Annotated in this window: 25 protein-coding genes; 19 read left to right on the top strand and 6 right to left on the bottom strand. The window is 57.5% G+C overall.

Annotation, left to right across the window (positions count from 1 at the left end; genetic code table 11):
* Positions 1-85 precede the first annotated feature (85 nt).
* The 3 genes from MKS11_RS20920 to livJ all read left to right on the top strand — a co-directional run bounded on the left by MKS11_RS20920 (position 86) and on the right by livJ (position 4,104).
* Complete coding sequence (locus MKS11_RS20920; RefSeq protein WP_004202103.1) at positions 86-1,351, top strand: 4-aminobutyrate--2-oxoglutarate transaminase; 1,266 nt, start codon at positions 86-88, stop codon at positions 1,349-1,351.
* Positions 1,352-1,498: 147 nt separating this feature from the next.
* Complete coding sequence (locus tag MKS11_RS20915) at positions 1,499-2,743, top strand: aromatic amino acid transport family protein (protein ID WP_017899980.1); 1,245 nt, start codon at positions 1,499-1,501, stop codon at positions 2,741-2,743.
* Positions 2,744-3,000: 257 nt separating this feature from the next.
* A complete protein-coding gene (livJ, locus tag MKS11_RS20910; RefSeq protein WP_002920812.1) occupies positions 3,001-4,104 on the top strand; it encodes a branched chain amino acid ABC transporter substrate-binding protein LivJ in 1,104 nt (367 codons plus the stop codon).
* Positions 4,105-4,544: 440 nt separating this feature from the next.
* On the opposite strand, the gene MKS11_RS20905 is transcribed toward livJ, so the two are convergent.
* From MKS11_RS20905 to panM, 3 genes are all read right to left on the bottom strand, one after another.
* Positions 4,545-6,590 (bottom strand): DUF2207 domain-containing protein, encoded by a 2,046-nt coding sequence (locus MKS11_RS20905; protein WP_043522569.1) that lies wholly within the window; start codon positions 6,588-6,590, stop codon positions 4,545-4,547.
* A 3-nt stretch (positions 6,591-6,593) separates the two neighbouring features.
* Complete coding sequence (locus tag MKS11_RS20900) at positions 6,594-7,136, bottom strand: LemA family protein (RefSeq protein ID WP_043522571.1); 543 nt, start codon at positions 7,134-7,136, stop codon at positions 6,594-6,596.
* 312 nt (positions 7,137-7,448) lie between these two features.
* A complete protein-coding gene (panM, locus tag MKS11_RS20895) occupies positions 7,449-7,832 on the bottom strand; it encodes an aspartate 1-decarboxylase autocleavage activator PanM (protein WP_048295678.1) in 384 nt (127 codons plus the stop codon).
* 423 nt (positions 7,833-8,255) lie between these two features.
* Between panM and livK the strand changes: the two genes are divergently transcribed.
* From livK to ugpQ, 12 genes are all read left to right on the top strand, one after another.
* On the top strand, positions 8,256-9,365 hold the full coding sequence (livK, locus tag MKS11_RS20890; RefSeq protein WP_002920808.1) for a high-affinity branched-chain amino acid ABC transporter substrate-binding protein LivK: 1,110 nt from the start codon (positions 8,256-8,258) through the stop codon (positions 9,363-9,365).
* A gap of 61 nt (positions 9,366-9,426) precedes the next feature.
* Positions 9,427-10,353, top strand: a complete 927-nt coding sequence (gene livH / locus MKS11_RS20885; RefSeq protein WP_012540389.1) for a high-affinity branched-chain amino acid ABC transporter permease LivH — start codon at positions 9,427-9,429, stop codon at positions 10,351-10,353.
* Positions 10,350-11,627 carry a branched chain amino acid ABC transporter permease LivM gene (gene livM, locus MKS11_RS20880; RefSeq protein WP_008806971.1) on the top strand — a complete coding sequence of 426 codons (1,278 nt, stop codon included), beginning with the start codon at positions 10,350-10,352 and terminating at the stop codon, positions 11,625-11,627. Before livH ends, livM begins: the two co-directional genes overlap by 4 nt.
* The gene (gene livG / locus MKS11_RS20875; RefSeq protein WP_008806972.1) at positions 11,624-12,391 is read left to right on the top strand and encodes a high-affinity branched-chain amino acid ABC transporter ATP-binding protein LivG; all 768 of its coding nucleotides are present in this window, start codon (positions 11,624-11,626) and stop codon (positions 12,389-12,391) included. The genes livM and livG overlap by 4 nt, the downstream gene beginning before the upstream one ends.
* Position 12,392: 1 nt before the next feature.
* Entirely contained in the window at positions 12,393-13,106 is a 714-nt protein-coding gene (gene livF, locus MKS11_RS20870) for a high-affinity branched-chain amino acid ABC transporter ATP-binding protein LivF (protein ID WP_004145133.1), read from the top strand.
* A gap of 163 nt (positions 13,107-13,269) precedes the next feature.
* Positions 13,270-13,491, top strand: a complete 222-nt coding sequence (locus MKS11_RS20865) for a type II toxin-antitoxin system Phd/YefM family antitoxin (RefSeq protein ID WP_048295677.1) — start codon at positions 13,270-13,272, stop codon at positions 13,489-13,491.
* Positions 13,488-13,856, top strand: coding sequence for a type II toxin-antitoxin system death-on-curing family toxin (locus tag MKS11_RS20860; protein WP_002920800.1), 369 nt, complete (start codon positions 13,488-13,490; stop codon positions 13,854-13,856). The genes MKS11_RS20865 and MKS11_RS20860 overlap by 4 nt, the downstream gene beginning before the upstream one ends.
* Before the next feature lie 291 nt (positions 13,857-14,147).
* Positions 14,148-15,464 (top strand): sn-glycerol-3-phosphate ABC transporter substrate-binding protein UgpB, encoded by a 1,317-nt coding sequence (gene ugpB, locus MKS11_RS20855; RefSeq protein WP_004174008.1) that lies wholly within the window; start codon positions 14,148-14,150, stop codon positions 15,462-15,464.
* A 106-nt stretch (positions 15,465-15,570) separates the two neighbouring features.
* On the top strand, positions 15,571-16,458 hold the full coding sequence (gene ugpA / locus MKS11_RS20850; protein WP_004202113.1) for a sn-glycerol-3-phosphate ABC transporter permease UgpA: 888 nt from the start codon (positions 15,571-15,573) through the stop codon (positions 16,456-16,458).
* Positions 16,455-17,300, top strand: a complete 846-nt coding sequence (gene ugpE, locus MKS11_RS20845) for a sn-glycerol-3-phosphate ABC transporter permease UgpE (RefSeq protein ID WP_004202115.1) — start codon at positions 16,455-16,457, stop codon at positions 17,298-17,300. The genes ugpA and ugpE overlap by 4 nt, the downstream gene beginning before the upstream one ends.
* Position 17,301: 1 nt before the next feature.
* The gene (locus MKS11_RS20840; protein WP_284109681.1) at positions 17,302-18,372 is read left to right on the top strand and encodes a sn-glycerol-3-phosphate import ATP-binding protein UgpC; all 1,071 of its coding nucleotides are present in this window, start codon (positions 17,302-17,304) and stop codon (positions 18,370-18,372) included.
* Positions 18,369-19,109 (top strand): glycerophosphodiester phosphodiesterase, encoded by a 741-nt coding sequence (ugpQ, locus tag MKS11_RS20835; RefSeq protein ID WP_004202117.1) that lies wholly within the window; start codon positions 18,369-18,371, stop codon positions 19,107-19,109. Before MKS11_RS20840 ends, ugpQ begins: the two co-directional genes overlap by 4 nt.
* Positions 19,110-19,133: 24 nt before the next feature.
* On the opposite strand, the gene MKS11_RS20830 is transcribed toward ugpQ, so the two are convergent.
* On the bottom strand, positions 19,134-19,454 hold the full coding sequence (locus tag MKS11_RS20830; RefSeq protein WP_004202118.1) for a DUF2756 family protein: 321 nt from the start codon (positions 19,452-19,454) through the stop codon (positions 19,134-19,136).
* A 123-nt stretch (positions 19,455-19,577) separates the two neighbouring features.
* Between MKS11_RS20830 and ggt the strand changes: the two genes are divergently transcribed.
* A complete protein-coding gene (ggt, locus tag MKS11_RS20825) occupies positions 19,578-21,320 on the top strand; it encodes a gamma-glutamyltransferase (RefSeq protein ID WP_087771808.1) in 1,743 nt (580 codons plus the stop codon).
* Positions 21,321-21,409: 89 nt separating this feature from the next.
* Here the strand turns inward: ggt and yhhY are convergent, their stop codons facing one another.
* Positions 21,410-21,886 carry an N-acetyltransferase gene (gene yhhY / locus MKS11_RS20820; protein WP_072140523.1) on the bottom strand — a complete coding sequence of 159 codons (477 nt, stop codon included), beginning with the start codon at positions 21,884-21,886 and terminating at the stop codon, positions 21,410-21,412.
* A gap of 240 nt (positions 21,887-22,126) precedes the next feature.
* Positions 22,127-22,768: a polymer-forming cytoskeletal protein gene (locus MKS11_RS20815; protein WP_101865664.1), complete on the bottom strand. Its 642-nt coding sequence runs from the start codon at positions 22,766-22,768 to the stop codon at positions 22,127-22,129.
* Between the two features lie 264 nt (positions 22,769-23,032).
* Here MKS11_RS20815 and MKS11_RS20810 point away from each other — a divergent pair, with 264 nt between their 5' ends.
* From MKS11_RS20810 to gntR, 3 genes are all read left to right on the top strand, one after another.
* Positions 23,033-24,070, top strand: a complete 1,038-nt coding sequence (locus tag MKS11_RS20810) for an oxidoreductase (protein WP_049004487.1) — start codon at positions 23,033-23,035, stop codon at positions 24,068-24,070.
* Positions 24,071-24,191: 121 nt separating this feature from the next.
* On the top strand, positions 24,192-24,887 hold the full coding sequence (locus tag MKS11_RS20805; protein ID WP_002920779.1) for a pirin family protein: 696 nt from the start codon (positions 24,192-24,194) through the stop codon (positions 24,885-24,887).
* 239 nt (positions 24,888-25,126) lie between these two features.
* Positions 25,127-26,122 (top strand): gluconate operon transcriptional repressor GntR, encoded by a 996-nt coding sequence (gntR, locus tag MKS11_RS20800; RefSeq protein WP_002920777.1) that lies wholly within the window; start codon positions 25,127-25,129, stop codon positions 26,120-26,122.
* The last annotated feature ends 46 nt before the right edge of the window (positions 26,123-26,168 follow it).

The following is a 26,168-nucleotide window of genomic DNA, read 5'->3' as shown; positions in this document are numbered from 1 at the left end:
ATTATAGGGCCAACTCCTGTGTAAATAAACGGCATCGTTTCTAATTTGTTGCGATAACGTGACATACACGACAGGAGATTCGCAGGTGAAAAGCTCAGAACTGAATCAACGTCGCCAGCAGGCGACGCCGCGCGGCGTAGGCGTAATGTGTAACTACTTTGTCGAGAAGGCGGAGAACGCCACGCTGTGGGATATCGAAGGCAATGAGGTGATCGATTTCGCCGCCGGTATCGCCGTGTTAAATACCGGTCACCGTCATCCGAAGGTGGTTGCCGCGGTCGCTGACCAGCTGCAGGCGTTCACCCACACCGCCTATCAGATTGTGCCGTACGAAAGCTATGTCACGCTGGCTGAACGTATCAACGATCTGGCGCCGATTGACGGGCCGGCAAAAACGGCCTTCTTCACCACCGGCGCGGAAGCGGTCGAGAACGCGGTGAAAATTGCCCGCGCTTACACCGGTCGTCCGGGGCTGATAACTTTCGGCGGCGGTTTCCACGGCCGTACCTTTATGACCATGGCCCTCACCGGTAAGGTCGCACCCTACAAAATCGGCTTCGGGCCGTTCCCGGGCTCGGTGTATCACGGTGTCTACCCGAATGCGGCGCATGGCGTGACCACAGCGGATGCGCTGAAAAGCCTGGAGCGCATTTTCAAAGCGGATATTGCGCCGGATCAGGTCGCGGCCATCATCCTCGAGCCGATCCAGGGGGAAGGCGGCTTTAACGTCGCGCCGGCCGATTTCATGCAGGCGCTGCGCGACCTGTGCGATACCCACGGCATTCTGCTGATCGCCGATGAAGTGCAGACCGGTTTCGCTCGTACCGGCAAGCTGTTCGCCATGCAGCATTATGATGTGAAACCGGATCTGATGACGATGGCGAAAAGCCTCGCCGGCGGTTTCCCGCTGTCGGGCGTCGTTGGTCGCGCCGAGGTAATGGATGCCCCAGCGCCAGGCGGACTGGGCGGGACCTATGCCGGTAACCCGCTGGCGGTGGCCGCGGCGCACGCGGTGCTGGATGTGATTGCCGAAGAGCAGCTGTGCCAGCGCGCTGAGCAGCTGGGTAGCCATCTGCAGGAAGTGCTCAACCAGGCGCGCGCCACCTGTCCGGCGATTGTCGATGTCCGCGGCCGGGGGTCGATGGTGGCAGTGGAGTTTAACGATCCGCAAACTGGCGAGCCGTCGCCGGAGTTCACCCGCCAGGTGCAACAGAAAGCGCAGGAGAACGGCCTGCTGCTGCTGAGCTGCGGCGTCTACGGCAACGTGATCCGCTTCCTCTATCCGCTGACGATTCCGGACGCCCAGTTCTCGAAAGCGCTGGATATTCTGGCGCGCGTACTGAAGAGCTAACGTCTCCCCGGCGGGCTGCGGCGGCAGGGAAGCCGAACAGAAACAGGACGCCGCAGCCGGCTGTTTATGCTCAGCGTGAGTGGTTTATCACCCTGATATCACCTTTTTTCCGGCGGTGAAAACCGCCGGAGTAAAACGGAAAGTATTATGTCTGAAAACTCCACCTTTTCTCCCGTCCTCACCGGCCGGGAACGTACGGCTGTCCCTGCAAAATCTCTGAGCTTCGTCGAAGGGGTATCGATGATTGTCGGTACCAATATTGGCGCGGGTGTCCTCTCTATCGCCTATGCGTCAAGCAAAGCGGGCTTTTTACCACTGCTGTTCTGGCTGGTGCTGGTGGGTAGTCTGACCACGGTGACCATGCTCTATGTCGCGGAATCCACGCTCCGCACGCGTAAACATCTGCAGCTCAGCGGATTATCAAAGCGCTACGTCGGCGGCTTCGGCGCGCTAATGATGTTCCTCTCCGTCTGCGTCAACAGCGTCGGGGCATTGACGGCTTATATGACCGGCAGCGGCAAGCTGCTGCACTCGCTGTTTGGCATCTCGCCGGCGCTGGGCAGCGTGCTGTTTTTCGTCCCGGCGGCAGGGGTGCTCTATCTGGGGCTGAAGGCGATCGGCCGCGGCGAGAAATTTATCAGCATCGGCATGGTGGTGATGATCTCGGTGCTGGTGATTGCCACGCTGCTGAAAGAGACCACCCGCGTGGGCTATCTGCTCGACGGCAACTGGCTGTATATGGTTCCGGTCTTCAACGTCGTGGCGTTCTGCTTCTCGGCACAGTATATCGTCCCGGAAATGGCGCGGGGCTTCGCCGACAAACCGGAAAAATTGCCTAAAGCCATTATGGTCGGCATGGCGCTGACCTTTACCCTGCTGGCGCTGGTGCCGCTGTCGGTGATCTCGCTTAACGGCCTGGAGAATATTTCGGATGTGGCCACCATCTCCTGGGGCAGGGCGCTTGGCGAATGGGCCTTCTTCTCCGCCAACCTGTTTGCGCTGTGCGCGATGTTGACCTCCTACTGGGGACTGGGCGGCAGCTTCCTGACCAATATCTTCGATCAGTTCCGCCTGGGGAATGACGAACAGCCCGCCCGTCGCCTGATGGTGCTGCTGGTGGTGGCGATCCCGCCGTTCGCGCTGGCCTACAGCGGCATGGTCTCCTTCGTCAACGCGCTCTATTTTGCCGGGGTGTTCAGCGGCGTTATTTTATCGATTATGCCGATCCTGATGCTCAAGGGCGCCCGCCAGCGTGGCGACCTGACGCCGGGCTGGACCTGTCCGGCCTGGATGACCCATCCGCTTATCCAATGCTTCATTGTGTTGTTGTATCTTTGCAGCGCCGTCTACGCGATAGCGTCCGCGGTAGGCTACCTGCCCGCTGGCTGGTAATTAGGGCCTGTTTTGCACCGCGTCCGGTTCATGCTGGCGCGGTTTTTTTATTTGTCACTTATCTGTTACATAGCCCGCAATTTAGTCGTTTCAAATTCCTCAGAATGACGGTATGTTTAGCATAGTGTGCTGCAAAAGCGCGAGCAGCCCCCGGTAGATTAGCTATCATATGCTTTTCCTATCGATATAAACAAAATAATGCGCTAACAAACAACATCACAACAAATGCAAAAACCATAATAATGGGGAGCCTCAGGATGAATATGAAGGGTAAAGCGTTACTGGCAGGATGTATTGCCTTGGTTATGAGCAGCGCGGCGCTGGCGGAAGATATCAAAATCGCGGTAGTCGGGGCGATGTCCGGCCCGGTGGCCCAGTACGGCGATCAGGAATTTACCGGCGCCGAGCAGGCGGTAGCGGATATCAATGCTAAGGGCGGCATTAAGGGCAATAAGCTGCAGATCGTAAAATATGATGACGCTTGCGACCCGAAACAGGCGGTAGCGGTCGCCAACAAAGTGGTCAACGACGGGATCAAATACGTTATCGGCCACCTGTGCTCCTCTTCCACTCAGCCGGCGTCTGATATCTATGAAGACGAAGGCATTCTGATGATCACCCCGGCAGCAACCGCGCCGGAGCTGACCGCGCGCGGCTATAAGCTGATCCTGCGCACCACCGGACTGGACTCCGACCAGGGACCAACCGCGGCGAAATACATTCTCGACAAAGTGAAGCCGCAGCGTATCGCAGTGGTGCATGACAAACAGCAGTATGGCGAAGGTTTGGCCCGTGCGGTGCAGGATGGCCTGAAAAAAGGCGGGGCGAACGTGGTCTTCTTCGACGGGATCACCGCCGGTGAGAAAGATTTCTCCACGCTGGTAGCGCGCCTGAAGAAAGAGAATATCGATTTCGTCTACTACGGCGGCTATCACCCGGAAATGGGCCAGATCCTGCGTCAGGCGCGCGCCGCCGGTCTGAAAACCCAGTTTATGGGCCCGGAAGGCGTAGCGAACGTCTCCCTGTCTAACATCGCCGGCGAGTCGGCGGAAGGCCTGCTGGTAACCAAGCCGAAGAACTACGACCAGGTGCCGGCGAACAAACCGATCGTGGATGCGATCAAGGCGAAGAAACAGGATCCGAGCGGCGCCTTCGTGTGGACCACCTACGCGGCGCTGCAGTCGCTGCAGGCAGGCCTGAATCAGTCTGACGATCCGGCGGAAATCGCTAAATACCTGAAAGGCGCGACAGTAGACACCGTGATGGGCCCGCTGTCGTGGGATCAGAAAGGCGACCTGAAAGGCTTTGAGTTCGGTGTCTTTACCTGGCATGCGAATGGTACGGCGACCGACGCCAAATAATTTAACCGGCGCCTTTCATGCTGCAAATGCGTTGTCTGCGACCCTCAACCCCGGTCACTTACTGATGTAAGCTCCCGGGGATTTCGGGTGTTGACGCCTTTTTGCCACGCGAAATGCTGGGTTAAATGGGCGGGGGCGCCTTTCACGCTGCAAATGCATTGTCTGCGACCCTCAACCCTGGTCACTTACTGATGTAAGCTCCCGGGGATTTCGGGTCTTGACGCCTTTTTGCCACGCGAAATGCTGGGTTAAATGGGCGGGGCGCCTTTCACGCTGCAAATGCGTTGTCTGCGGCCCTCAACCCCGGTCACTTACTGATGTAAGCTCCCGGGGATGTCGGGTCTTGACGCCTTTTTGCCACGCGAAATGCTGGGTTAAATGGGTGGGGCGCCTTTCACGCCCCAGATGTGTTGGCCGGATAAATGCTATCCGGCCTTCTCTTACCAGCCACCGCCGCCACCACCACCGGAACCGCCGCCTGACGATCCGCCACCGGAAGAGCCGGAACCGCTATAGCCCGACCCTGACGAGTCACCCTCTGAACGCTGCACCGGCTTCTCGCCGGCGGCGGAATGACAGCTCTGGTAGAAATGATGCATATCCTGCCAGTCTGCCTGCGCTAACACTTCCGACATCGCGCCGGTGCTGCTTAAATATCGGGAAAAAGTGTTCGCCAGGGTCTTTCCTACGCCGAGCGCCAGAGCGACCGGCAGCAGGCTTTCAAAGTGAGCGACCATCTGGTCAGGTGGATAAAGTGTCTGATAACGCTTCTCTTCGGCGGTTTTAATATACAGCTTCAAGCCCTTGGCGACGGCCAGATCGTTTAACCCCTTCTGCGTATAGCGAGGTGTTTTCCAGGCGACGAACGCGCACAGTGCGATGGCGGTTAACAAGGCGCCAGGATAGCCGGCAGGAAGTTGGGTGAGGGGTAGCATGCCAAGCAGGAAAACACCGCCCGCCACGGTGGCGAAAGGGCTAAATACCAGCGCCATCAGGATCATCACTGGTCCCAAACTACGCAGGGTTTTCATCGGATTGCGTAAAAACCTCAGGCACAAATACGTCATCACCCCGCCGACCGATACAAACAGCAGACAGGGAACGGTGAGCGCCGCCGCCGCCGGGCTAAATCCGATGCCGCAAACGATCGGGATCAGCAGAGCAATATAAATACAATGACGCAGCGGTTTACCCCATGTCCGGCACAGCTGCGATTTCTGCTCTTCACAACATTTTTCCAGCCATCTGCGCGCGTTTTGCATCAACGTTTGATGCGGCGTACTGAGATTGATGTTCTTACGTTTAGCGCTGAAAAGCAGGCTCATCAACTGCTTTTCATTGGGGTTCAGCGGCTTATGTTTTTCGTCTGGCTGACGGGAAAGCCACTGCTCATCAACAGGGGATGAAGACCACGCGCCTTTGGTTTGGCTTTTTTTACTCGTTAATCTGATTGCTCGTTTGGCAACCAGTCCCAGCAAATCGCTACTGAATGCCACATCATCATACTTACGTTGCGTAATAAAGCGCAGATAGCCTGGCGACATCGCGGCGGGCAGCGAAAATAGCGGCGTCACCGGCGGCATTTTTAACCCCGCCGCGATGACGTTTTTGCGCCACCACAGCCAGTAGTAGCCAACAAGCAGTAGCAGGGGAAGCCAGATAATACTGGTGGCCAGCGTCGGCACCAGTAAATGGACCAACGGCCAGACCGCTTCGGGCGCGGCGGCGCCTGCCAGAATATCTCGAGGCCAGGTATAGACCACGGTTAGCCCTTCGCCGGTGGCAAGGGGGCGGGAAGTTTGTATGCTGCCATCAGGCAGGATGATCGCATGGTGGTCTTTCGCCCCCTGACGACCAGTGTAAACATCAATGGTGCGCAACCTTGCATCTCTGCCATCCGCATTCAGCTGCCCGGCGGCGTCAGGCAGTACAAGCTGGAAACGGGCTTTCCCGATTGGCCAGCTCCAGTCGTTGCCCGTCACGTTCCAGTACAGCTCATCCCAGTCATGGAAGCGGCTGAAATGGTTGCTAACCTGATAGCGAATTTCATAGTTATAAATACCTGGCTTCAGGGTGCGATCGGCGCTGCCAATGCGCACGGTCAGCGCTTTTGTCGTGCGATCGAGGCTGTAGGGTTCAGGGAGTCCATTGCGTGAGACCGATTTGATGACGTAATCAACGCTAAAAATTTTGCCGTCCTGCCGGTGCCAGGAGAGAGGTAGCGTGCGGAAAATGCCTCGACGAATCTCCTTTCCGAGGGACAGCACGGTGATATTTTCCCGCATCTCCATGCTGCCGTTTGGCTGAAAACGCGCCAGGGAATCGAAAAAGAGAATATGTTCATACGCGGGAACCCGGCGGACATTGGCCGGGAGTGGCGACGCCTCGGTGATAGCGTTATCGTCGCTGACGGCTAAGCCAGAGATGCTCAACAGCAGCAGCAACAGGCCAATACTGCGCAGTATCCGCATGGACCAGGTGGACATAGGTCACTCCATCCGCGGCAATTTGGCTTCTTCAGGGGACTCCAGTTCAAAGAACAGTTCCGCCCTGAAGCTAAACAGGCGGGCCAGCAGCAGGCTGGGGAAAGACTCCACCAGAATATTAAACTCACGGACCGTGGCGTTGAAGTAACGGCGGGCCATTTGCAGCTGTTCTTCTATTTCGCCAAGGGATTGCTGCAGCGAGAGGAAATTTTCGCTGGCTTTGAGTTCCGGATAGGCTTCCGCCAGGGCGAAGATACGACTCAACGTTCCGGCATATTGCTGCTCGCTGTCGGCCACCTGTCGGGGATTGCCGATCAGGACGCTGCGCTGGCGGCCGATCTCTTCCAGCAGCTCTTTTTCGTGCTGCGCATAGCGTTTGACCAGACTGAACAGATTGGGCGCCAGATCGTGACGGCGCTTGAGCTGGACGGCAATGCCACTCCAGGCTTCATCTTTGAAACGGCGTAGAGAGATAAAACGGTTATAGGTGAAGATCGCCCAGATAAGGATCACGGCGACAATAGCCAGCCCGATATACATTTCCATATGTTTATTCCATGTTGACTGCTGATGATCGCGTTGCGCTGAATACTTTCTGCGCAATTTTACGCGTCAGCGAATCTTACCGCACGTGAAACGCCAGGAGAAACTGTGCTTGCAGATTAAATTCTGAAATATCACGCGAGCCTTTGTCCTGGCGGATATCTGACAGGACAATCCGCAGTTTCACGTTCGGGGCACCATGGCATTATCGTCGCAGTATGAAATAAACAAGCCCAGCCGTTCACCCGCGGCTGGGCTTTATTCCGTTGCCGGGAGGCAACAAACAAGCGCTGTGTTACCTGACGAACGCTTTTCTTAATGCTTTTCCCAACCGGTCTGCTGGGCGCTAAAGCCGAGCGCCTGCATAAAGGCCGCCATCACGCCGCGGTCCTCCACCCCTTGGTCGGCGACGCGCCAGCTTTTGATGGCCGGGTTATCACGCAACGTCTCTTCCACTAAATATTGCCCGACGCCGCGGCGGCGGGTCACTTCACGCACGCACAGATCGCTGAGCTCACCTTCAACGCCGCGCAGGGTAACGCGCACGGCGCCCAGCAGGCGCTCGTTAAAGCGGGCGGCGTAGAGACGATGGTTTTCATCAAGGGTCAGCGTCGACAGATCCTGCGACGGCCAGATTTTTCCCAGATCAATGCGATCCTGATCGCTGAAGTGCTGTAAACGGATAATGGTCAGTTTCATGGGCGGCAAGTCCAGTGCAAAACAGAGGCGCCAGTGTACCCAAAATTGCTGTCTGGCGGAGCGCTGTTTTTTGCGCATACATCAGGGGATTCGTTTTCCTGGCGTTGTTGGGGTAGCGCAATCCGTCATGGATCGAAAAATAAGCAGAATTTTAACCTAATGTGCAGCGTTTTATTCCGCCTTATGTATCGTTATTTTATGCTGCCGCATGGACTTTTTTTTGTTTATCTTCAGCAAAATACAGAATATTATCTTTGCTTAATCGACTGAAAAATAGAGATTTTAATCTGTTTTTTAGTGAAAAGCTGCGCTAAACCATTAAACTCAATGGTAAAAATGGCGTTGTTTAATAAAAGCACAGAATGCTTTTTAACCATAAAAATACAAAACATTTACACCACATCACGAACGGGGTTCTGCAGCATGAAAAGGAACGCGAAAACCATCGTCGCGGGCATTGTCGCATTAGCGATGTCGCACGCGGCGATGGCCAAGGATATTAAGGTCGCCGTGGTCGGCGCGATGTCGGGCCCAGTGGCCCAGTGGGGCGACATGGAGTTCAATGGCGCGCGTCAGGCGATTAAAGACATCAACGCCAGCGGCGGCATTAAGGGCGACAAGCTGGTGGCCGTCGAATACGACGACGCCTGCGATCCGAAGCAAGCGGTCGCGGTAGCCAACAAAATCGTCAACGACGGTATTCAGTACGTTATCGGCCACCTGTGCTCCTCTTCCACCCAGCCGGCTTCCGATATCTATGAGGATGAAGGCATCCTGATGATCTCCCCGGGAGCGACCAACCCGGAGCTGACCCAGCGCGGCTATCAGTACATCATGCGTACCGCCGGCCTCGACTCCTCGCAGGGGCCGACCGCGGCGAAATATATCGTCGAGAAAGTGAAACCGCAGCGTATCGCCATCATTCATGACAAGCAGCAGTACGGCGAAGGGCTGGCGCGTTCGGTGCAGGACAACCTGAAAAAAGCCGGCGCCAACATCGTCTTTTTTGACGGCATCACCGCGGGGGAAAAAGATTTCTCCGCCCTGCTGGCGCGCCTGAAGAAAGAGAACATCGACTTCGTCTACTACGGCGGCTACTACCCGGAAATGGGCCAGATGCTGCGCCAGGCGCGCTCCGTCGGGCTGAAAACCGTGTTTATGGGGCCGGAAGGGGTCGGCAACGCCTCGCTGTCCAATATCGCGGGCGCCGCGGCGGAAGGGATGCTGGTGACGATGCCAAAACGCTACGATCAGGACCCTGCTAACAGCGCCATCGTCAACGCGCTGAAAGCGGAGAAGAAAGATCCGAGCGGGCCGTACGTCTGGATCACCTATGCCGCCGTTCAGTCGCTGGCGCAGGCGATGGACAGAACCGGCAGCCAGCAGCCGCTGGATTTAATCAAAGATTTGAAAGCGCACGGGGCGAAAACCGTGATTGGGCCGCTGACCTGGGATGAAAAAGGCGATCTGAAGGGATTTGAGTTTGGTGTCTTCCAGTGGCACGCCGACGGCTCTTCGAGCGCGGCGAAATAAGCGCTGAAGACGAGTTATCCCTCCGCCCGCGAGCCGCGGGCGGTTTGAAAAAGGTTACCTTATGTCCGAGCAGTTTCTCTATTTTCTGCAGCAGATGTTTAACGGCGTCACGCTGGGCAGTACCTACGCGCTGATCGCCATCGGCTATACGATGGTGTACGGCATTATCGGCATGATCAACTTCGCCCACGGCGAGGTCTACATGATTGGCAGCTATGTTTCCTTCATGATCATCGCCGCGCTGATGATGATGGGCATCGACACCAGCTGGCTGCTGGTCGCCGCCGGTTTCGTGGGCGCCATTGTGATTGCCAGCGCCTACGGCTGGAGCATTGAGCGCGTGGCCTATCGGCCGGTGCGTAACTCTAAGCGTCTGATTGCGCTGATCTCCGCTATCGGGATGTCTATCTTCCTGCAGAACTACGTCAGCCTGACCCAGGGCTCCCGCGACGTGGCGCTGCCGAGCCTGTTTAACGGCCAGTGGATCGTCGGCCACAGCGACAGCTTCTCCGCGACAATCACCACCATGCAACTGGTGATCTGGGTGGTGACCTTTATTGCCATGCTGGCCCTGACGCTGTTTATTCGCTACTCGCGGATGGGGCGCGCCTGCCGTGCCTGTGCGGAAGACCTGAAAATGGCCAGCCTGCTCGGGATTAACACCGACCGCGTCATCGCCCTGACTTTTGTCATCGGCGCAGCGATGGCGGCAGTGGCCGGCGTGCTGCTCGGCCAGTTCTACGGCGTGATTAACCCCTACATCGGCTTTATGGCCGGGATGAAGGCCTTCACCGCCGCCGTGCTCGGCGGTATCGGCAGTATTCCGGGCGCGATGATCGGCGGCCTGATCCTGGGTATTGCCGAGGCGCTCTCTTCTGCCTATCTCAGCACCGAATATAAGGACGTCGTTTCCTTCGCGCTGCTGATTCTGGTGCTGTTAGTGATGCCGACCGGCATTCTGGGCCGCCCGGAGGTGGAAAAAGTATGAAACCGATGCAAATTGCAATGGCGCTGCTGTCTGCCGTGATGTTCTTCATTCTGGCGGGCGTCTTTATGGGCGTGCAGCTGGAGCTGGACGGCACCAAACTGGTGGTCGATACCGCCGCCGATATTCGCTGGCAGTGGATCTTTATCGGCACTGCGGTGGTCTTTTTCTTCCAGCTGCTGCGGCCGCTGTTTCAGAAAGCGGTCAAGAACGTCTCCGGGCCGAAGTTTATTATGCCGGCGATTGACGGCTCAACGGTGAAACAGAAGCTGTTCCTGATTGCTCTGCTGGTGATCGCCGTGGCCTGGCCGTTTATGGTGTCGCGCGGTACGGTGGATATCGCCACCCTGACGATGATCTATATCATCCTCGGCCTCGGGCTGAACGTGGTGGTCGGCCTTTCCGGCCTGCTGGTGCTGGGCTACGGCGGGTTCTACGCCATCGGCGCCTATACCTTCGCGCTGCTGAACCACTATTACGGTCTCGGCTTCTGGACCTGTCTGCCGCTGGCTGGCCTGGTCTCCGCGGCGGCCGGCTTCCTGCTGGGCTTCCCGGTGCTGCGTCTGCGCGGCGACTATCTGGCGATTGTGACCTTAGGCTTCGGTGAAATTGTGCGTATTCTGCTGCTCAACAATACCGAGATCACCGGCGGGCCGAACGGCATCAGCCAGATCCCGAAACCGACTTTCTTCGGCCTTGAATTTAGCCGTACCGCCCGCGAAGGCGGCTGGGATACCTTCAGCAATTTCTTCGGCGTCAAATACGATCCCTCCGATCGGGTGATTTTCCTCTACCTGGTGGCGCTGCTGCTGGTCGTGCTCAGCCTGTTCGTCATCAACCGCCTGCTGCGAATGCCGCTGGGGCGGGCGTGGGAAGCGCTGCGTGAAGATGAGATCGCCTGTCGTTCGCTGGGCCTGAGCCCGACGCGCATCAAGCTGACCGCCTTTACCATCAGCGCCGCGTTTGCTGGCTTCGCCGGGACGCTGTTCGCTGCGCGCCAGGGCTTTGTCAGCCCGGAGTCCTTCACCTTCGCTGAGTCGGCCTTCGTACTGGCGATCGTTGTGCTGGGCGGGATGGGCTCGCAGTTCGCGGTGATCCTCGCGGCTATTCTGCTGGTGGTCTCGCGCGAGCTGATGCGTGACTTCAACGAATACAGCATGTTAATGCTCGGCGGCCTGATGGTGCTGATGATGATTTGGCGTCCGCAGGGGCTGTTGCCGATGACGCGCGTGCAGTTGAAGCTGAAAAACGGTCAGGCGAAAGGAGAGCAGGCATGAGTCAGCCATTATTATCCGTCAGCGGCCTGATGATGCGTTTCGGCGGTCTGCTGGCCGTCAACAATGTGTCGCTGGAGCTCAGAGAACGCGAGATTGTCTCGCTGATCGGCCCCAACGGCGCCGGGAAGACCACTGTCTTTAACTGCCTGACCGGTTTTTATAAACCCACCGGCGGCACCATTATGCTGCGCGACCAGCATCTGGAAGGGCTGCCGGGCCAGCAGATTGCCCGGATGGGCGTGGTGCGGACCTTCCAGCACGTGCGCCTGTTCCGCGAAATGACGGTGATTGAAAACCTGCTGGTGGCGCAACATCAGCAGCTGAAAACCGGACTCTTCTCCGGTCTGCTGAAAACGCCGGCCTTCCGTCGGGCGCAGAGCGAAGCGCTGGACCGCGCGGCTACCTGGCTGGAGCGTATCGGCCTGCTGGAGCACGCTAACCGCCAGGCCAGCAACCTGGCCTATGGCGACCAGCGCCGGCTGGAGATTGCCCGCTGCATGGTGACCCAGCCGGAAATTCTGATGCTCGATGAACCCGCGGCGGGGCTGAACCCGAAAGAGACCAAAGAGCTGGACGAGCTTATCGCCGAGCTGCGTAACCATCACAACACCACCATCCTGCTTATCGAACACGATATGAAGCTGGTGATGGGCATTTCCGATCGCATCTACGTCGTGAACCAGGGGACACCGCTGGCCAACGGGACGCCGGAAGAGATTCGTAATAACCCGGACGTGATCCGCGCATACCTTGGTGAGGCATAAGATGGAAAACGCGATGTTAACTTTTGACAACGTCAGCGCCCACTACGGCAAGATTCAGGCGCTGCACAACGTCAGCCTGCATATCAAACAGGGCGAGATTGTGACGCTTATCGGCGCCAACGGCGCGGGGAAAACCACCCTGCTCGGCACGCTGTGCGGCGATCCGCGCGCCTCCAGCGGGCGCATTGTCTTTGACGGTAAGGATATTACCGACTGGCAGACGGCGAAGATCATGCGTGAGGCGGTGGCGATCGTCCCGGAAGGGCGGCGCGTCTTTTCGCGTATGACGGTGGAAGAGAACCTGGCGATGGGCGGTTTCTTTGCCGACCGCGATCAGTTCCAGACCCGCATCAAATGGGTGTATGAGCTGTTTCCGCGTCTGCACGAGCGCCGTATCCAGCGCGCCGGCACCATGTCCGGCGGCGAACAGCAGATGCTGGCGATCGGTCGCGCTCTGATGAGCCAGCCGCGTCTGCTGCTGCTGGATGAACCGTCATTAGGGCTGGCGCCGATCATTATTCAGCAGATCTTCGATACCATTGAGCAACTGCGCGAGCAGGGGATGACTATCTTCCTCGTCGAGCAGAACGCCAACCAGGCGCTGAAGCTGGCCGACCGCGGCTACGTGCTGGAGAACGGTCACGTGGTGCTGGAGGATACCGGCGACGCGCTGCTGGCCAACGAGGCGGTGCGCAGCGCCTATCTCGGCGGTTAATTCATCGCAACCCGGCGTCGTTCACTTCGCCGGTTTGTAGCCCGGGCGAGGCGCTTGCGCCGACCCCGGGAGCCGATCGCACGAATACATTTAAAAGAGCCTGTTGGCTCTTTTTTTGTACATGTCTGTTGTACAATAAAAGAGTACAGCTTTGGAGGTTTTTATGAGAACGGTTAACTATAGCGAAGCCCGGCAAAATCTGGCCGATGTGCTGGAAAGCGCAGTGACAGGTGTACCTGTGACCATTACCCGTCGTGGGCATAAATCTGCAGTCATCATTAGTGCAGAAGAGTTTGAACGCTACCAGGCGGCCAGAATGGATGATGAGTTCGCGGCTATCATGGCGGTTCATGGTGTTGAGATCAGGGAGCTTGCGGATAAATGACGCTGCAGATTATCTCAGCGGAAGAGATAATACAGTTTCATGACAGGCTGCTCCGCGTCACGCCTGGCGTTGCCGGTATGCCCGACCCGGGGCGTGCCGAAGCGATAATGTATAGGGTGCTAAACAAAATTGAATATGAAGGTGTGACAGACGTGTGGCGACTCGCTGCGATGCACCTGCTGGCGATTTCTCGCGGTCATATATTTAATGATGGTAATAAGCGTACGGCACTGTTTATCACCCTGCTTTTTTTAAAGCGAAATGGAATTATATTGCCGGCGAATCCAGACTTCGTCGGCATGACCGTCGAGGCTGCAGCGGGGCAACTTACCCTGGAACAGATTGTCGCGCGCTTGCGCGGATGACGGTTAACTCGTAGCAACCCGGCGGCGCTTCGCTTGGCCGGGCTACCCAAGCCGTTGTAGCCCGGGCGAGGCGCTTGCGCCGACCCCGGGAGCCGATCGCACAACTATTATCCGTGTCTCAGCTCCCACTTTACTTCCCCCGTCCTTTCATCGGCTTGTCATCTCTCTGACCCGTTACTATCTTTTTTTTGTAATAAAAAAGTTATTTTTCTGTAATTCGAACATGTCATGTTACCCCGCGAGCATAAAACGCGTGAAATCGCGCATCCGGCACAACAAGAGAGATAACCGATGATATCGTTACGACATACAGCTTTAGGACTGGCGCTGAGCCTGGCTTTTGCCGGTCAGGCCCTGGCGGTTACCACCATCCCGTTCTGGCACTCAATGGAAGGCGAACTGGGTAAAGAAGTGGATTCTCTGGCGCAACGCTTTAACGCGGCCAATCCTGATTACAAAATCGTTCCGGTATACAAGGGCAACTATGAACAGAGCCTGAGCGCCGGTATCGCCGCCTTCCGTACCGGCAACGCGCCGGCGATCCTGCAGGTGTATGAAGTGGGCACCGCCACCATGATGGCGTCGAAAGCCATTAAGCCGGTCTACCAGGTGTTTAGCGAGGCGGGCATCAAGTTTGATGAATCGCAGTTTGTGCCGACGGTCGCCGGGTATTACACCGATTCGAAAACCGGCCATCTGCTCTCCCAGCCGTTTAACAGCTCCACCCCGGTGCTGTACTACAATAAAGACGCCTTCAAAAAAGCCGGTTTAGATCCAGAGCAGCCGCCGAAGACCTGGCAGGATCTGGCGGCCTACACCGCGAAGCTGAAAGCTGCCGGGATGAAGTGCGGCTACGCCAGCGGCTGGCAGGGCTGGATCCAGATCGAGAACTTCAGCGCCTGGCATGGTCTGCCGGTGGCGACGAAAAATAATGGCTTTGACGGCACCGACGCGGTTCTTGAGTTCAATAAGCCGGAGCAGGTGAAGCATATCGCGCTGCTCGAAGAGATGAACAAGAAGGGCGATTTCAGCTACTTCGGGCGTAAAGACGAGTCCACTGAAAAGTTCTATAACGGCGATTGTGCCATTACCACTGCCTCGTCCGGCTCGCTGGCCGATATCCGCCAGTACGCCAAATTTAACTACGGCGTCGGCATGATGCCTTACGATGCCGATGTGAAAGGCGCGCCGCAGAACGCTATCATTGGCGGGGCCAGCCTGTGGGTGATGCAGGGCAAAGACAAAGAGACCTACACCGGCGTGGCGAAGTTCCTCGACTTCCTGACCAAACCGGAAAACGCCGCCGAGTGGCACCAGAAAACCGGCTATCTGCCGATCACCACCGCGGCCTACGATCTGACCCGTCAGCAGGGCTTCTATGATAAGAACCCGGGCGCCGATATCGCCACCCGCCAGATGCTGAACAAGCCGCCGTTGCCGTTCACCAAAGGCCTGCGCCTGGGCAACATGCCGCAAATCCGCACCATCGTCGATGAAGAGCTGGAGAGCGTGTGGACCGGCAAGAAAACCCCGCAACAGGCGCTGGATTCCGCCGTTCAGCGTGGGAATCAGCTGCTGCGCCGCTTCGAACAAGCGACCAAATCGTAATCTGTAACTTGCCCGGTGGCGCTGCGCTTACCGGGCCTACGATGTGCCCTATGTAGGCCGGGTAAGGCGTAGCCGCCACCCGGCATTGTTCAGGAACCCAATCTACATGTCATCATCCCGTCCGGTATTCCGCTCGCGCTGGCTGCCCTACGTGCTGGTCGCGCCGCAGCTGATTATCACGCTGATTTTCTTTATCTGGCCCGCGGGCGAAGCGCTGTGGTATTCGCTACAGAGCGTCGATCCCTTTGGCCTTTCCAGCCAGTTCGTCGGCCTGGATAACTTCGTTGCGCTGTTCCACGATCCGTACTACCTGGACTCGTTCTGGACGACTATAAAATTCAGCACTCTGGTGACCGTCAGCGGCCTGCTCATTTCGCTGTTTTTTGCCGCGCTGGTCGACTATGTGGTGCGCGGCAGCCGCTTTTATCAAACGCTGATGCTGCTGCCGTACGCCGTGGCCCCCGCCGTCGCGGCGGTGCTGTGGATCTTCCTCTTTAACCCCGGGCGCGGGCTGATCACTCACTTCCTTGGCGAGCTGGGCTACGACTGGAACCACGCGCAGAACAGCGGCCAGGCGATGTTCCTGGTGGTCTTTGCCTCGGTATGGAAGCAGATAAGCTACAACTTCCTGTTTTTCTTCGCCGCGCTGCAGTCGATCCCGCGTTCGCTGGTTGAGGCCGCCGCCATCGACGGCGCCGGGCCGATTCGCCGCTTCTTCAAGCTGGCGCTGCCGCTGATTGCGCCGGTGAGTTTCTTCCTGCTGGTGGTCAACCTGGTTTACGCCTTCTTCGACACCTTCCCGGTGATCGATGCCGCCACCGCCGGCGGCCCGGTGCAGGCGACCACCACCCTGATTTACAAAATTTATCGCGAAGGTTTCGCCGGGCTCGATCTTTCCGCTTCCGCCGCGCAGTCGGTGGTGCTGATGTTCCTCGTCATTATCCTGACGGTGGTGCAGTTCCGTTACGTTGAAAGTAAGGTGCGTTATCAATGATTGAGAACCGTCGCGGGCTGACGATTTTCAGCCACACCATGCTGATTTTGGGCATCGCCGTCATTTTATTCCCGCTATATGTTGCCTTCGTGGCGGCGACGCTGGATAACCAATCGGTGTTCGAAACGCCGATGACGCTGATCCCCGGCGGACATCTGCTGGAGAACATGAAGACCATCTGGGTGAACGGCGTCGGCGTCAACAGCGCGCCGTTCTGGCTGATGATGCTCAACAGCTTCATCATGGCGTTCGCCATTACGGTGGGCAAAATCGTGGTGTCGATGCTTTCGGCGTTCGCCATCGTCTGGTTCCGCTTTCCGCTGCGTAACCTGTTCTTCTGGCTGATCTTTATCACCCTCATGCTGCCGGTCGAGGTGCGTATTTTCCCGACGGTGGAAGTGATCGCCAATCTCAACATGCTCGACAGCTATGCCGGGCTTACGCTGCCGCTAATGGCCTCGGCCACCGCCACCTTCCTGTTCCGCCAGTTCTTTATGACCCTGCCGGACGAGCTGATTGAAGCGGCGCGTATCGATGGCGCTTCGCCGATGCGCTTTTTTCGCGACATCGTGCTGCCGCTGTCGAAAACCAACCTCGCGGCGCTGTTCGTCATCACCTTTATCTACGGCTGGAACCAGTATCTGTGGCCGTTGCTGATTATTCAGGATGTGAATCTTGGCACCGCCGTCGCCGGCATCAAAGGCATGATCGCCACCGGCGAAGGTACTACCCAGTGGAATCAGGTGATGGCGGCGATGCTGCTGACCCTGATCCCGCCGGTTGTCATCGTTTTAGCCATGCAGCGCGCGTTTGTGCGTGGCCTGGTCGATAGTGAGAAATAAAATGGCTGGTTTAAAACTACAGGCAGTAAGCAAAAGCTGGGATGGCAAAACCCAGGTGATTCAACCGCTGACGCTGGACGTGGCGGACGGGGAATTTATCGTTATGGTCGGCCCGTCGGGCTGCGGGAAATCTACGCTGCTGCGGATGGTCGCCGGACTGGAGCGGGTGACCAGCGGCGATATCTGGATCGACCGCAAGCGGGTGACCGAGATGGAGCCGAAGGATCGCGGTATCGCCATGGTGTTCCAGAACTATGCCCTTTATCCGCATATGAGCGTGGAAGAGAACATGGCGTGGGGGCTGAAGATCCGCGGCATAGGTAAGGGATTGATCGCCGAACGGGTGCAGGAGGCGGCGCGTATTCTTGAGCTGGACGGCCTGCTCAAGCGCCGCCCGCGCGAGCTCTCCGGCGGCCAGCGCCAGCGCGTGGCGATGGGCCGCGCCATCGTGCGCGACCCGGCGGTATTCCTCTTCGACGAACCGTTGTCAAACCTCGACGCCAAGCTGCGCGTGCAGATGCGTCTTGAGCTGCAGCAGCTGCATCGCCGCCTGAAAACCACCTCGCTGTACGTTACCCATGACCAGGTGGAGGCGATGACCCTCGCCCAGCGGGTGATGGTGATGAACAAAGGCGTTGCCGAGCAGATCGGCACCCCGGTCGACGTATATGAGAAACCGGCCAGCCGCTTTGTGGCGAGCTTTATCGGCAGCCCGGCCATGAACCTGCTGGAAGGGCGCATCAGCGATGACGGCGGTCGCTTTGAGCTGGCGGGCGGCATGCAGCTGCCGACGAATCATGAGCATCGGCGCCACGCCGGGCGTAAAATGACGCTCGGTATCCGCCCGGAGCATTTTATCTTAAGCTCGCAGGCGCAAGGCGGCATTCCGCTGCTGATGGACACCCTGGAAATTTTAGGTGCCGATAACCTCGCCCACGGGCGCTGGGGCGAACAGAAGCTGGTGGTCAGACTGCCGCACCAGCAGCGTCCGGCGGCAGGCAGCACGCTATGGCTGCATCTGCCTTTGGAACATCTGCACCTCTTTGATGGTGAAACAGGACAACGCGCATGAGTAACTGGCCTTATCCCCGTATCGTCGCCCATCGCGGCGGCGGTAAACTGGCGCCGGAGAACACCCTGGCGGCTATCGATGTTGGCGCCCGCTACGGGCACACGATGATTGAATTTGACGCCAAGCTGTCAAAGGACGGGCAGATCTTTCTGCTGCATGACGATAATCTCGAACGCACCAGCAACGGCTGGGGCGTGGCGGGGGAGCTGCCATGGGACGATCTGCTGAAGGTCGATGCCGGCAGCTGGTTCAGCCGTGAATTTAAGGGCGAGCCGCTGCCGCTGCTCTCCCAGGTGGCGGAGCGCTGCCGCCGTCACGGCATGATGGCGAATATCGAAATTAAACCGACCACTGGCCTTGGGCCGCAGACCGGCAACGTGGTGGCCCTGGCGGCACGGGAGCTGTGGGCGGGAATGACCGCGCCGCTGCTGTCGTCGTTTGAAATCGATGCCCTGGAGGCGGCGCAGGAAGCCGCTCCCGAGCTGCCGCGCGGGCTGCTGCTGGATGAGTGGCGCGATGACTGGCGGGAGTTGACCACCCGGCTGGGCTGCGTGTCCATTCACCTCAACCACAAGCTGCTGGACGCCGGGCGGGTGGCAAGCCTGAAACAGGCCGGCCTGCATATCCTGGTGTATACCGTTAACAAACCCCAGCGCGCCGCCGAGCTGCTGCGCTGGGGCGTAGACTGCATCTGCACCGATGCCATTGACGTCATCGGGCCGGATTTCCAGCCTTAATATCCACTGCGCGGCGGCTGGCCTTTACGGGTTGGTCTGCCGCAGCATCCCTCCATTATTGTTCGGCAGTACCTGCTGCGGCGGATTGATATTCCCGCCCTGTGCGGCACGCTGCTGATTGGTCTGCAGCTGGTTTTGCAGATGCTGCTGCTGGGAGCGAGTCTGATTGTTCAGATTCTGCTTCAGCATGCTCTGCTGCTGCTGTTGCTGCACCTTCATCTCATTTTGCATGCGCTGCTGGCTGGGGACCACGTAACCCGGCTGATTGGGGTTGTTATCAATATTGATTGGCTGGGCTAAAACGCCGAGCGGCATCAGCGCCGCCAGAAATAACATCGCTTTCATGGTTTTCTCCTCCCGTGCGTGGGATCACTTAAGTGTACCTCGAATCCGCCATAACAATGATTTTTTAGGAGTTATCAACCAGGCTTAAGCGGGGAATGAAACCTACCTATCAGGAGTAAGACAATGATAAAAACAACAATCTGGCGTCAGGTGGTCATCGCTGCGTTGCTGGCGGGCGGGAGTTTTACCGTAGCCGCCAGTCCGCCACCGCCGCCGGTCTCTTATGGCGTAGAGGAGGATGTGTTCCACCCGGTTCGCGCCCGACAGGGGATGGTGGCCTCGGTGGATGCGCTTGCCACCCGCGTCGGGGTGGATATTCTGCGCCAGGGCGGCAACGCCGTCGATGCGGCGGTGGCGGTTGGCTACGCGCTGGCGGTCACTCATCCGCAGGCGGGGAATATCGGCGGCGGCGGTTTTATGCTGCTGCGGACGAAAGACGGCAAGACTACGGCGATCGATTTCCGCGAAATGGCGCCGGAGCAGGCTACGCGCGACATGTTCCTTGACGATCAGGGTAACCCGGACAGTAAAAAATCGCTCACCTCGCATCTCGCCTCCGGCACGCCAGGCAGCGTCGCCGGTTTCTCTCTTGCCCTGGAGAAATACGGCACCATGCCGCTGAACAAAGTGATCCGCCCGGCGATTAAGCTGGCGGAAGAGGGCTTTATCGTTAACGATGCGTTGGCGGACGATCTGAAGACCTACGGCAGCGAAGTGATCCCGCAGCACGAAAACAGCAAAGCGATCTTCTGGAAGAACGGCGAGCCGCTAAAGAAGGGCGACCGGCTGGTACAGAAGAATCTGGGGAAAAGCCTCGAGCTGATTGCCGAGCACGGTCCGGATGCCTTCTATAAAGGCGCTATCGCCGACCAGATTGCTGAGGAGATGAAAAAGCACGGCGGGCTTATCACCAAAGCTGACCTCGTTAACTATAAAGCGGTGGAGCGCACGCCGATTAGCGGCGAATATCGCGGGTATGAGGTTTATTCCATGCCGCCGCCGTCTTCCGGCGGGATCCACATCGTGCAAATCCTCAATATCCTCGAAAACTTCGATCTGCAGAAATATGGCTTTGGCAGCGCCGACACCATGCAGGTGATGGCGGAGGCGGAGAAACACGCCTATGCCGACCGCTCTGAATATCTCGGCGACCCTGACTTCGTCAAAGTGCCGTGGCAGGCGCTGACCAGCAAAGCCTACGCCAAAGCGATCGCCGCTGAGATCGACGTCAATAAGGCGAAGCCTTCCAGCCAGATCCGCCCGGGCAAACTGGCGCCCTATGAAAGCAACCAGACCACCCATTTCTCGGTGGTGGATAAAGAGGGCAATGCGGTGGCGGTGACCTATACGCTGAATACCACCTTCGGTACCGGCATTGTGGCCGGCGACTCCGGCATTCTGCTGAATAACCAGATGGATGATTTCTCGGCGAAGCCCGGCGTGCCTAACGTCTATGGCCTGGTGGGCGGCGACGCCAATGCGGTGGAGCCAAAAAAACGCCCGCTGTCGTCGATGTCGCCGACCATTGTGGTGAAAGACGGCAAAACCTGGCTGGTGACGGGCAGTCCCGGGGGCAGCCGGATCATCACCACCGTACTGCAGATGGTGGTCAATACCATCGATTTCGGGATGAACGTCGCAGAAGCCACCAACGCCCCGCGTTTTCACCATCAATGGCTGCCGGATGAGCTGCGGGTAGAGAAAGGCTTTAGCCCGGATACCCTGAAGCTGCTGGAGGCGAAGGGGCAGAAAGTGGCGCTGAAAGAGGCGATGGGCAGTACCCAGAGCATTATGGTGGGGCCGGACGGGATGCTGTATGGTGCCTCCGATCCGCGTTCGCCGGATGATTTAACGGCGGGGTATTGATATGTTGCCCGGTGGCGCTGTTGCGCTTACCGGGCCAACCACGGCACGAAAGTAGGCCGGGTAAGGCGAAGCCGCCACCCGGCAATAAGCTACTTCATTCTCGCCATATAATACGCATCCACATACTCACCGTTGCGCAGCGCGTAACGCTTGCCGGTGCCTTCGATCTCAAATCCGTGTTTTTTGTACACCGCAATCGCTGGCTCGTTATCGGCGAATACCGTCAGCTCGATGCGGTCAACGCGCAGCCAGTTATCGCACAGGTCGATCATCTCGCGCATCAGGGCGCTGCCGATACCGCGGCCCTGATGGCCTGCTGAAACCGCCATACCAAAGGTCGCAACGTGGCTGCGACGAGGGCGCGGCTCGACATGGAGCGACAGATGCCCGGTAACCCGATCGTCCAGCGTCGCTACCAGGTGGAAGGTATGGGGTTTGGGCTGTAGCTTCTCCTGCCAGGCTTCCATGGCGGGGTAAGGGATCTGTAGCGTGTCATGATAGACCTCCGGGTGCGCCATCAGCATACGTAAAGGTTCAGCATCGCGCGGTTCGGCATGGCGTATCACTATGTCACTCATTCCCTTGTCCTCTTTTTGGTGGTTGATTCTCCTTCACCATCTCTGACGGCAGCCGGGGAGTCAATGCCGTTTTTTGCAAAAAAAAGATAGACAAGTGCGAATGAGAATGATTATTATTGTCCTGCATTCAGGAAGACCCTTGCGGAAAGCCTGAAAGCACGACATTGCTCACATTGCTTCCAGTATTACTTTAGCCAGCCGGGTGCTGGCTTTTTTTTTGCTGCAACCTCAGGCGCTTTGCGGCCTGGCGGACGTCACGCCGTCTTCCGCAACCAGGCCGATGAGATGACTTTTGCTTTCCGCCGCGGCCAGCACCTCGGCGCTGCCGGTGAACTGGCCGCCCTTTTTAATCGCCAGCGAGCGATAGGCGAGGGTGCCATCCAGATTGCCGTGTTCCTCAATGGTGATGCTGTCGCCGCGGCACTGGCCCTGCACCTTGCCGTCAATAATCAGCTCCCGGCAGCTGATGTTGCCCTCCACCTGGCCTTCACGCATCACCTTAATCAGATGTTCTTTAGCCTCAATGTTGCCGGTAAGCTGGCCGTGAATATAGACATGGCCGCTGGCGACAATATTGCCAACGAAATGCACCCCGCTGGCAATGACCGTGGTCTCTTGTTTTTTACTGGCGACCGTTGGGGATTCTGGGTTATTTGCCGGAGGCGTGACCACTTCTGAAGTCTGGGGTTCCGTTTTATTTTTCTTGATAAACATTGGGTTAATCTTGTTCCGTTGGCTATGGAGGAGGAAGGCAACCAGCGCGCAGGCGGCCGCCAGGCGCGCCGGCACGATCGCATTGACAGACCAGGCGATCAGCGCGAGAAGCCAGAAAAAAAGGGCGCCGTTTAAGGCGATATACTGTTTGTCCATTAGCAGCGGCTGGCTACTCCGTTAGTCATCAGCAACGTCCTGGTTTGCCCTCCACTTATCCGCAGTTTCGCCATTGAGATCAAGAGGTTTAGCCGGAAAGTGGTGATTTAATCACTTATTAATCAAGTAGTTATTAATAATTACGTATAAGTAGTGCACTACCTATTTTTTTTACGAATCTTCACGGAAAACGGACTGAGAGGATGAAGTCATGTCCCGGCTTGCGCTATGGTTGAAGGTAGTTCATTCACTAAGGACAGCGTTATGACTCTGCACTGCGCATTTATTGGCTTCGGCAAAAGCACCACCCGCTACCATCTTCCTTACGTATTACACCGCCAGGACCGCTGGCAGGTGGCGCACATCTACCGCCGTCGGGCGAAGCCCGAAGAGCAGGCGCCGCAGTATTCCCACATCCATTTCACCAGCGATCTCGATGAAGTATTAAACGACCCGCAGGTCAGGCTGGTGGTGGTCTGCACCCATGCCGACAGCCATTTTGAATATGCGAAAAAGGCGCTGGAGGCGGGGAAAAATGTGCTGGTGGAAAAGCCGTTCACCCCGACGCTGGAGGAAGCCAAAACCCTGTTTGCGCTGGCGAACAGCAAAGGCCTGACGGTGACGCCCTACCAGAACCGCCGCTTCGACTCCTGCTTCCTGACCACCAAGAAGGTGATTGAGAGCGGCAAGCTTGGCGAACTGGTGGAGATCGAAAGCCATTTTGACAACTACCGCCCGCTGGCGGAGACCAACCCTGGCGGTCCGCAAAACGGCGAGTTCTATGGCCTTGGCGTACATACCCTGGACCAGATTATTTCGCTGTTCGGCCGCCCGGACCATGTTGCTTACGATCTGCGCTCGCTGCGCAACAAAGCTAACCCGGACGATACCTTTGAGGCCCAGCTGTTCTACGGCGATCTGAAGGCTATCGTTAAGACCAGCCATCTGGTGCAGATCGACTACCCGAAATTCATCGTCCACGGCCATAAAGGCTCGTTTGTGAAATATGGTATCGACCAGCAGGAAACCAGCCTGAAAGCCAATATCATGCCGGGCGAGCCGGGCTTTGGCGCGGATGACAGCGTCGGCGAGCTGGTGTATGTCAACGACGCGGGGGAGACAGTGCGCGAAGCGGTCCCGCTGGAGAGCGGCGACTATGGCCGGGTATACGACGCGCTGTACGATACCCTCGTCAACGGCCAGCCAAATTACGTCAAGGAATCTGACGTTCTTACCAATATGGAGATCCTGCAGCGCGGCTTTGAGCAGCCATCACCGGCCACTATTACCCTGGTGAAATAAGCCCAATCGGCTCCTCTGCGCTTGTTCATATTTTTTGAACAGAGGAGTCAATTTTCACCCTCTATGATCGTTAGCGAAATGGGTCCACACTGACTCCATCGAAAACATATGGGGGTGCAACATGATCTACTTACGCAAAGCGAACGAACGTGGCCATGCTAACCATGGCTGGCTGGATTCCTGGCATACTTTCTCTTTCGCCAACTATTACGACCCGAACTTTATGGGCTTCTCCGCCCTGCGGGTGATTAACGATGATGTCATCGACGCCGGTCAGGGCTTTGGTACCCACCCGCACAAAGACATGGAGATCCTGACCTATGTGCTGGAAGGGGCGGTGGAGCACCAGGACAGCATGGGCAACAAAGAGCAGGTGCCGGCGGGCGAGTTTCAGATCATGAGCGCGGGTACCGGGGTGCGTCACTCTGAGTACAATCCGAGCAAAACCGATCGTCTGCGTCTGTACCAGATCTGGATTATTCCGGAAGAAACCGGCATTACCCCGCGCTACGAGCAGCGCCGCTTCGACGCCGCCCAGGGCAAACAGCTGGTGCTGTCGCCGGATGCGCGAGATGGCTCGCTGAAGGTGTACCAGGATATGGAACTGTATCGCTGGGCGCTGCTGAAAGATGAGCAGTCGGTTCACCAGATTGCTGCGGAACGCCGCGTCTGGATCCAGGTCGTCAAAGGCGAAGTGACCATCAACGGTACCAAAGCTACCACCAGCGATGGTCTGGCCATCTGGGATGAGCAGGCGATTTCGGTTCATGCCGACAGCGATAGCGAAATCCTGCTGTTCGATCTGCCGCCGGTTTGATAGTTATCTGAGGTAGTCTATACCCAAAATAATGCGAGTTGCAGGAAGGCGGCGACGCAGCGAATCCCCAGGAGCTTACATAAGTAAGTGACTGGGGTGAGCGAGGAAAGCCAACGTGCATGCAACTTGAACTATGATGGGTATAAATAAATTGCGCAACCTTCCCTAACATGAGGGAAGGTTGCGCTTTGTCCGTGATAAACTGAGAAAATGTTTCCCCGTTGATCACAGTCAGGACGATGAAAAAGAAAAGACCCGTACTTCAGGATGTAGCCGATCTTGTCGGCGTGACCAAAATGACGGTCAGTCGCTATTTACGCAACCCGGAGCAGGTCTCCGAAGCGCTGCGTGGCAAGATTGCCGTTGCTCTCGATGAACTGGGTTATATTCCCAATCGCGCCCCTGACATTCTCTCCAACGCCACCAGCCGCGCGATTGGCGTGCTGCTGCCATCGTTAACCAACCAGGTGTTCTCGGAAGTGCTGCGCGGTATTGAAAGCGTCACCGACGCCTTCGGCTATCAAACCATGCTGGCGCACTACGGCTACAAGCCGGAAATGGAAGAGAAACGCCTCGAATCAATGCTCTCCTGGAACATTGACGGCCTGATCCTCACCGAACGCACCCATACGCCCCGCACCCTGAAGATGATTGAAGTCGCCGGCATTCCGGTGGTGGAGCTGATGGACAGCCGGTCGCCATGCCTCGATATTGCGGTCGGGTTTGATAACTTTGAAGCTGCCCGGCAGATGACCGCGGCGATCATCGCCCGCGGCCACCGCCACGTCGCCTATCTGGGGGCGCGTCTTGATGAACGTACTATCATCAAACAGAAGGGGTACGAGCAGGCGATGCTCGACGCCGGCATGACGCCCTACAGCGTGATGGTGGAGCAGTCCTCGTCCTATTCATCCGGGATTGAGCTGATGCGCCAGGCGCGTCGCGAATACCCGCAGCTTGACGGCATCTTTTGCACCAACGATGACCTCGCGGTCGGCGCGGCCTTTGAGTGCCAGCGCCTGGGGCTGAAGATCCCCGATGATATGGCAATTGCCGGTTTCCACGGCCACGATATCGGCCAGGTGATGGAGCCGCGGCTGGCCAGCGTCCTGACTCCGCGTGAGCGGATGGGGCGCATCGGCGCCGAACGTCTGCTGGCGCGCATTCGTGGCGAAGCGATTACCCCTAAGATGTTAGATTTAGGTTTCACATTGTCACCGGGCGGATCAATTTAAACTGACAAGTTTGAAGTAGATCACACATATTCACATCTGGCACGAA

The sequence above is a fragment of the Klebsiella sp. K5-45 genome (assembly GCF_030128605.1).
GTDB lineage: Bacteria > Pseudomonadota > Gammaproteobacteria > Enterobacterales > Enterobacteriaceae > Klebsiella > Klebsiella quasipneumoniae.
The sequence above is the reverse complement of the archived record's forward strand: the minus strand, read 5'-3'. Positions and strand labels throughout refer to the sequence as shown.